This is a genomic window from Nocardia araoensis NBRC 100135 (assembly GCF_000308435.1).
GTDB lineage: Bacteria > Actinomycetota > Actinomycetes > Mycobacteriales > Mycobacteriaceae > Nocardia > Nocardia araoensis.
In genome coordinates this window covers 1-5,979 of sequence record NZ_BAFR01000310.1, presented here as the reverse complement: position 1 = coordinate 5,979, position 5,979 = coordinate 1, and the positions used below count along the sequence as shown (strand labels likewise).

The 5,979-nt window shown below is 63.0% G+C and carries 6 protein-coding genes and 4 pseudogenes; 3 read left to right on the top strand and 7 right to left on the bottom strand.

Annotated elements, in window-relative coordinates; translation table 11 throughout:
• Positions 1-44: 44 nt before the first annotated feature.
• The 5 genes and pseudogenes from ON21_RS30930 to ON21_RS30915 form a co-directional block, all read right to left on the bottom strand.
• Complete coding sequence (locus ON21_RS30930) at positions 45-1,865, bottom strand: putative alpha/beta hydrolase (RefSeq protein WP_051021516.1); 1,821 nt, start codon at positions 1,863-1,865, stop codon at positions 45-47.
• Positions 1,862-2,176, bottom strand: coding sequence for a DUF2563 family protein (locus ON21_RS41115; protein WP_039803891.1), 315 nt, complete (start codon positions 2,174-2,176; stop codon positions 1,862-1,864). The genes ON21_RS30930 and ON21_RS41115 overlap by 4 nt, the downstream gene beginning before the upstream one ends.
• Positions 2,177-2,419: 243 nt before the next feature.
• Positions 2,420-2,575 (bottom strand): hypothetical protein, encoded by a 156-nt coding sequence (locus tag ON21_RS39750; protein WP_157171047.1) that lies wholly within the window; start codon positions 2,573-2,575, stop codon positions 2,420-2,422.
• Between the two features lie 34 nt (positions 2,576-2,609).
• Positions 2,610-2,822, bottom strand: a pseudogene (locus tag ON21_RS41110) (transposase); the annotation flags it as partial.
• Positions 2,823-2,966: 144 nt separating this feature from the next.
• Positions 2,967-3,191, bottom strand: a pseudogene (locus ON21_RS30915) (integrase core domain-containing protein); the annotation flags it as partial.
• A 63-nt stretch (positions 3,192-3,254) separates the two neighbouring features.
• Between ON21_RS30915 and ON21_RS41105 the strand changes: the two are divergent.
• Positions 3,255-3,428: pseudogene (locus ON21_RS41105) on the top strand (IS3 family transposase); the annotation flags it as partial.
• On the top strand, positions 3,410-3,688 hold the full coding sequence (locus tag ON21_RS36165) for an IS3 family transposase (RefSeq protein ID WP_306307721.1): 279 nt from the start codon (positions 3,410-3,412) through the stop codon (positions 3,686-3,688). The pseudogene ON21_RS41105 and the gene ON21_RS36165, both read left to right, overlap by 19 nt.
• A gap of 60 nt (positions 3,689-3,748) precedes the next feature.
• On the opposite strand, the gene ON21_RS30905 is transcribed toward ON21_RS36165, so the two are convergent.
• Positions 3,749-4,807: an IS110 family RNA-guided transposase gene (locus tag ON21_RS30905; RefSeq protein ID WP_039803886.1), complete on the bottom strand. Its 1,059-nt coding sequence runs from the start codon at positions 4,805-4,807 to the stop codon at positions 3,749-3,751.
• Between the two features lie 254 nt (positions 4,808-5,061).
• Positions 5,062-5,214: pseudogene (locus ON21_RS37565) on the bottom strand (transposase); the annotation flags it as partial.
• Between the two features lie 492 nt (positions 5,215-5,706).
• On the opposite strand from ON21_RS37565, the gene ON21_RS37555 reads away from it, so the two are divergent.
• The coding region (locus tag ON21_RS37555; protein ID WP_169332752.1) for a transposase at positions 5,707-5,979 on the top strand (273 nt) is incomplete at its 3' end.

The following is a 5,979-nucleotide window of genomic DNA, read 5'->3' as shown; positions in this document are numbered from 1 at the left end:
TCGGCAAACTCTGCCGGGCGCTGGCGTCTGCCCCTGCTCAACCATCAGTGGTGATGATCGTCGGTGACGCCGTCGGTCGTCTCACCTTCCTGTACCGTTGTAACGCCCACCTCTCCGGCGCGGCCGGGGGCCGGGACCTTCTTGTCGGGAGTGGCCAGCATGTGGTCGTCGGCGAGTCGGTCGGCATGCCCGGAGGTGATGTCCGTTGTGGCATAGAGTGATTCGCTGCCATGGGTGAAGTAGTGCAGGTGGGCCTGTCCGCTGTAGTAGATCGGTGAGGAGTAGCTCGGTGGTGTTTCGGCCTTGATGCGGGTGGCACCGAAATCCGGGGCGGTGGGGTCGGCCTGACCGCCTAAACTCAAAGCGTTCAGATAGGCGTGGCCGGCGTGCGCGTTGAGGTCGTTGGATGCCTCGCCGACGTACACGTGTCCGCCGTCCAGGTGGTAGTCGGCCGCGTGGTGTGCCTGGTCGGTGCTGACGGGCCCGAGCAACACCATGTCGTTGGTGTGCAGGTGACTCGCGGCCGCGGCGTCGGAGGTGACGATGGCCCCGGCGGAGTATCCCACCGTGGTCACATGCGAGGAACCCTGATGCGTCGCCCACAGCCCATCGACGTCGCGGGCCAAGAGTTGGCCGCCTGCGCGTTCGGCGGTGGGGTCGCCGCTGAGCACAGCTGTAATTCCGTTGGCGGGCGAATCGTAGCCCATCCAGGCCACAACCGCAGTCGGATGAGCTGGGTCTGCTTTGTTCGATTCGGCGTACAGATTATGCGCCTGTGAGCTTTGGACAGCGAACCAGCCCTTGTCGGAGCCGTCGCTGGCACGCACGCTCTGACTTGCACCCGGCACGAGGACCGCGGTATTGGGTGCGGTGTCCGGGTTGCCGATAGCGATGGCCGCCCTGCCCTTTCCGCCGAACGCGAGCGGCTGATACGCATACAAGTAGGTCGGCAGATACGGCCCGAACTGACCGGCCTCCCTACCGCTGTAGGCGTTCAGGCCGGCTTGGACGTTTTTCGCGTTGTGGTAGCGGGTGATGTCGTCGGCTGTCAGTCCGTATTTCTTTGGGTTGTCCTCGACACGGTGGATGTCGGCGTTCATGACCTGCATGTTCGCGGCGCTGCGGTCGGCGACTGGTATTCCGTTGAGATTCCCGATCACATCCGGGTGGTCGGCGATGAGTGCTTGTCGTTCGGCGGGAGTGAGCAACGTCCACCATTTGTACACGGCCTTCGGGTCGGTGTTCGAGGCGGCGTCCTCGAGCTGTACCGGCGGAAGGTAACCGGTCTTTTCGAGCTCTTTCATCCGCGCGTCGAGGATATTCTCGTATCCCTCGACGGTCCTCTTCATCTGCCGATAGGTCGCGGCCACCGCGGAAACCGCAGTCTTCTTTATTGACTGTAACAGCTGCTGGCGTCGTTGGACGTCCGGTAGCCCGAACGGCAGAAACTTCAGGTATTCCGATTCGAGTTCCGTCAGCCAATGGTTGAGCGCATCGATCGGAGGGTGCGTCTTGTTCTGAGCGTCGGCGAGGGATGCCGCGATCTCCTCCAGGTGCGTCCCGATCTTGCCGAGCGCGTCGGCTGAGCCATGCAATCTGGCCTTGACATCTTTGACGACAGCTGAATCGTCGATCACATCGGAGCGATCACCGGAAGTGTACGCATCCTGGAAATGCTTACGAGCCGTGTCGAAGGCGCTGTCCGCCTCTCCGGCATTCGATCCGCTCCGATGGAAGGCCTCGGCCATCGCATTGATCCGGTCCCGCTTGCCCGCCAGCAACTGATCCTGCAATTGCCACGGATCGCCTCCGGCCTCCTTCGTGAGCTCGGGCAGCGAGAGAACGGACAGTTTCGGCGTATTCATACTGGTCGGTCGAAGGTGTCCCCGCGGCGTACGGCGTCCGCGCCCGCCTGGTCAGCCGCGCCGAGAGCGGTCGCGGCTGCGGCAGTGTTCTCACCGATCCACGTCAGTTTTCGGTAGAGGTCGTGGAGTGCCCGGGTATGTCGTTCGTGGGCGCGTACGGCGGCCTCGGCATTCGCGGCGGACGCGGTCCGGCCGAACATATCCGCGGTCACCTCGACCGACCTCAGATGACTGTACGCCTTATGAACATGGTCGGTGGCGTCATAGGTGTGGTTGCTACCACGCAGGAGCCGATCCAGATGTGCGTACATTCCCTCGCCTTACATTTCCGAGTTCCGAGAACCTGAAACAAGTCCCCAATTTCCTCCGGCATATATCTGTGTCACATCGCCGCAGCCCTGCGTCGTCCCCAGATTATCCTTAATCGCTATGCACCCCGAATCAAGTCGAATCAGCTTTACGATCGCGAAAAATCACTTCAAGACGCGTAAGCAATAACTTTGCCAATAGCCACTTGGTTGCGTAGGGCATGCTGGACCTACTGAAGGTTTCTATCAGGTTCGGTTGCGGAGTCGTCGCCAGCAGATGAGGGCGGCGGCGAGGTTGAGGAGTCCTTGGTGGATGTCGGTGCGTCGTTCCCAGCGGGTGGCGATGCGGCGGTACTGGTGTAGTAGGGCCAGGGATTGTTCGACGATCCATCGCCCTGTCACTGTGTCGCGGGTGCCGCGGCGGGGGATGTGGCCGGTGATGCGGGCGTTGCGGCAGTTCGGTGTAGACGCTGGGGTCGGCGTAGCCTTTGTCCGCGATCAGGGTGTTGATCCGGCGGCGTGGCCGCCCGGATCTGCCGCGCAACGGTTGTACCCGGTCGAGCAGTTCGGGCAGCGCCAAGTGGTCGTTCAGGTTGGCGCCCGCCACCGCGACCGCGAGAGGTAGCCCGTTTCCGCAGGTCAGGATGTGGTGTTTCGAGCCGGTCTAGCGGCGGTCGACCGGGCTCGGGCCGGTCGCGGCGTGATTGCAGGTCGCAGCGTATCTGGCTCCGGACACCAGTGCTAAACACAGGATCGGCCCCGACGGCAGCCAGCTGTTGTCGGGGCCGATACGTTATGTGCAGCTGTAGGGCCTGGTAGAGGCTTGTGCTGCCTCGTACTCGGTCGGTGAGATCATGCCCAGACTCGAATGCAAGCGCCGGTTGTTGTACCACTCGACCCATGCCGCGGTCGCGTACTCGACATCGGCGATCGTCTTCCACGGACCGTCGTGGAACACCGCCGTGCGGATGCATTCGGCCTTGTAGAGGCCGTTTATGGTCTCCATTAGGGCGTTGCCGCAGCGGCCAAACACACCAAGTGGGTCACCGACGTAACCGAGTTCGCGATCGGGGCCTCCAAGGTGTATGTCTCGCCGGTCCTCGACCTCTATAACAACCGGGTCATCGCTGCCGCGGCCGGGCCATCACCGAGCGTGAAGATGGTCACCGATGGCCTGCGCACCGCGATCGACAGCCTGCAGTCAGGTGAGAAACTACTGGTTCACTCTGATCAAGGATTTCGGTACCGCCACCCCCTCTGGCAGGACGTGCTCCGCGAGGCCGGCCTCACGCAATCCATGTCCAGAAAGGCACGTGCCTTGACAACGCCGTCATGGAAGGATTCTTCAGCCATCTCAAAGAGGAATGGTTCCGCATCCAGCAACCCGCGACCATTGACGAGTTCCACGCTGGACTGACCGACTACCTGCAGTGGTGGAACACGACCCGCATCCAACAACGGCTCGGCTACCTCAGCCCCGACGACTATCTTGCCCAAACCTCCACTGCCGCATAAGGTTTGATTCCCAGGTCCGACTTTCGGGGACCACTCCAGCAGCCCGTTGATGCTTCTATGTCAAGCTGCGGGTTGATAGCGGGTGATCGGGTGCTGCCAGGTCACTTGGTCAGCGGTCATCGCGCGGTGAACGACGTCGACGAGATGCCGCTGGAGAATGCGGCGGGCGCCGCGGGTGCCTTTGGTGGTTTCGTGCCGGGCGAGCAGTGCCTGTGCGTTCGGGTGGAACCGTTTCTGCACTATGGCTGCGGTGTAGAGGACGCTGTTGAGTCGGCGATTGCCGCCCCGGTGCAGGCGATGGCGTTCGTTGTCGGAGGAGTAGACCGGAACGGGAGCGCAACCGGTGTAGCGGGCGAGTTTGGCCGAGTTCGGGAACCGTGTGATGTCGCCGATCTCGGCGATCAGCACCGCTGCCGAGGTATGGCTGATTCCGACGATATCCAGCAGGTTCGGTGCCAGCGGGCCGACCAGGTCCCTGACCGTGGTGTCGAGGTCGTGAATGCGGCGGTTGAGCTCGGCGATCTCGGCGATCATGTCGGTGAGGACCTGGCGGACATGGGTGCCCAGCTGGGCGGCATTCACCAGGGCGGTCACCGCCGCCAAAGGCTTGTTGCGGGCCAGGTCGCCGGGTGTGTGGTCGAGCCAGACATGGATGTGGCTCTTGAGTTGGTTGATCGCCATGGTGCGGCGCTTGATGATGTCGGCGCGGTAGTCGACCAGTACTCGCAGCTCACGCACGCGTTCGTCGATGCGGTGCCGGTCCAGACCGGGAGATGCGATCGCGGCGTGGGCGGCTGCGATGGCATCAACCAGATCTGATTTGGATCCGGTGGCAGCGTGCAGCTTCCGGTGCGCCGCAGTCAGCCGGGTGGGGACCCAAACGACTTCGTGGCCGGCCAACAGCAGGCCATCTGCGAGTCGGCGGGCGAATCCGTGGCCATCCTCGATAGCCCAGGTGAGGTTGGTGTCGTCGGTGATCGACCGGATCCACTTGAGGAGGGCAGTGATTAGCGTCGCGTCGTTCTTCACGGTCAGCGGCTTGCCGATCCGGCTGCCGGCGGCGTCAACCGCCACTGCGACATGGACACGCTTGTGCGGGTCGATTCCCACTGTCACCATCGAGAGGTCCTCTCCTTCTGCCAATCGCGGACGACGGGACAAAGCGAGGGCCCTGACCAGGGGACAGACCTATTGCGAGTTGACGGCTCAGCAGGCTTCTATCAAGTCACTCCCGGTCAGGGCTCTCGCTCTGCGGGCTGCTGTGGACATATCAACGGAAGGCCTTGCGGCACGTGTTCTCTGAGTCACCCAGCGGCCCTGGGCCGCAACAACTCCCGTCGAAGTCATCCGGCATGAACCACTGTGCACCAATAGGTGTTCTCATTCGTCGGCCGCTGCCAGGGCGAGTGGGGGTCGGCGAAGAACACTTTCGTGCCCGTCCCGAGCGCGAACTGGGCGTGCGCGGAGAGCGATTTGCCGCGATCCCAGGTGAGCGTCTTGCGAAGCTGTTCGGGCAGCTGCGTCATCGTCGCTCCGACGGATGAGAGCCAGCATCTTGCGCCGGCCATAGAACCCTTCCGGGGTCAGCACACGCTGCCCGGCGGCGTTGGTGGTGAACGCCAGGGTCCGGATCGCGTCCTGCATCAGGGCGTCGGTCACGGTCCTGGCCGCCGGTCTCTTCCCGGGTCCAGCCGGGGCACACCAGGCCCGCAAAGTTCGTGCCGCGATCTTGAGCCCAGCGGTGTTGAGGGCGATCACGATCGACTCGACGGCGTGACCAGCAGCGCGCATCTGGTCGGTGAATGCCACGATCAGCGGTTTTGGGGGTCGAGTTCTCCCGCGAAGAAATTGTCGCCGATTCAGGATGTCGTTGACCTCACGCAGCCGCTTGTTCTCCGCTCGCAACCGGCGCAACTCGTCGCGTTCGTCGCTGGTCACACCCGGCACCTTGAGGTTCACCCCGTGTAGTGGACACCGAGTTAGCAGGATCGAAGGTTCTGCTGGTAAGGATGTTTGCTATGCCTCCTCGCAAGCGTCGGTCGTACACGACCGAGTACAAGGTCGAGGCTGCCCATCGGGTGATCGACTCGGGTCGAACGATCGCCGATGTCGCCCGCGAGTTGGGTGTCGACGCCGGGATGCTGAGTACCTGGGTCAGAGACGAAGGTCGCCGCGTCGAGGCGGCCACCATGTGTACGCTGACACGCCAACACCGACAACAGCTTCCACGAAACGGTGAACGGGGTGGCACCGCCGCGCGGTGCCACCCCGACAAACACTTCGACACAGGT

What these genes read in the sequence shown, in the direction of transcription:
- ON21_RS30930 (WP_051021516.1), bottom strand. Translation starts at nt 1,865, where the DNA reads ATGAATACGCCGAAACTGTCCGTTCTCTCGCTGCCCGAGCTCACGAAG.
- ON21_RS41115 (WP_039803891.1), bottom strand. Translation starts at nt 2,176, where the DNA reads ATGTACGCACATCTGGATCGGCTCCTGCGTGGTAGCAACCACACCTAT.
- ON21_RS30905 (WP_039803886.1), bottom strand. Translation starts at nt 4,807, where the DNA reads ATGGTGACAGTGGGAATCGACCCGCACAAGCGTGTCCATGTCGCAGTG.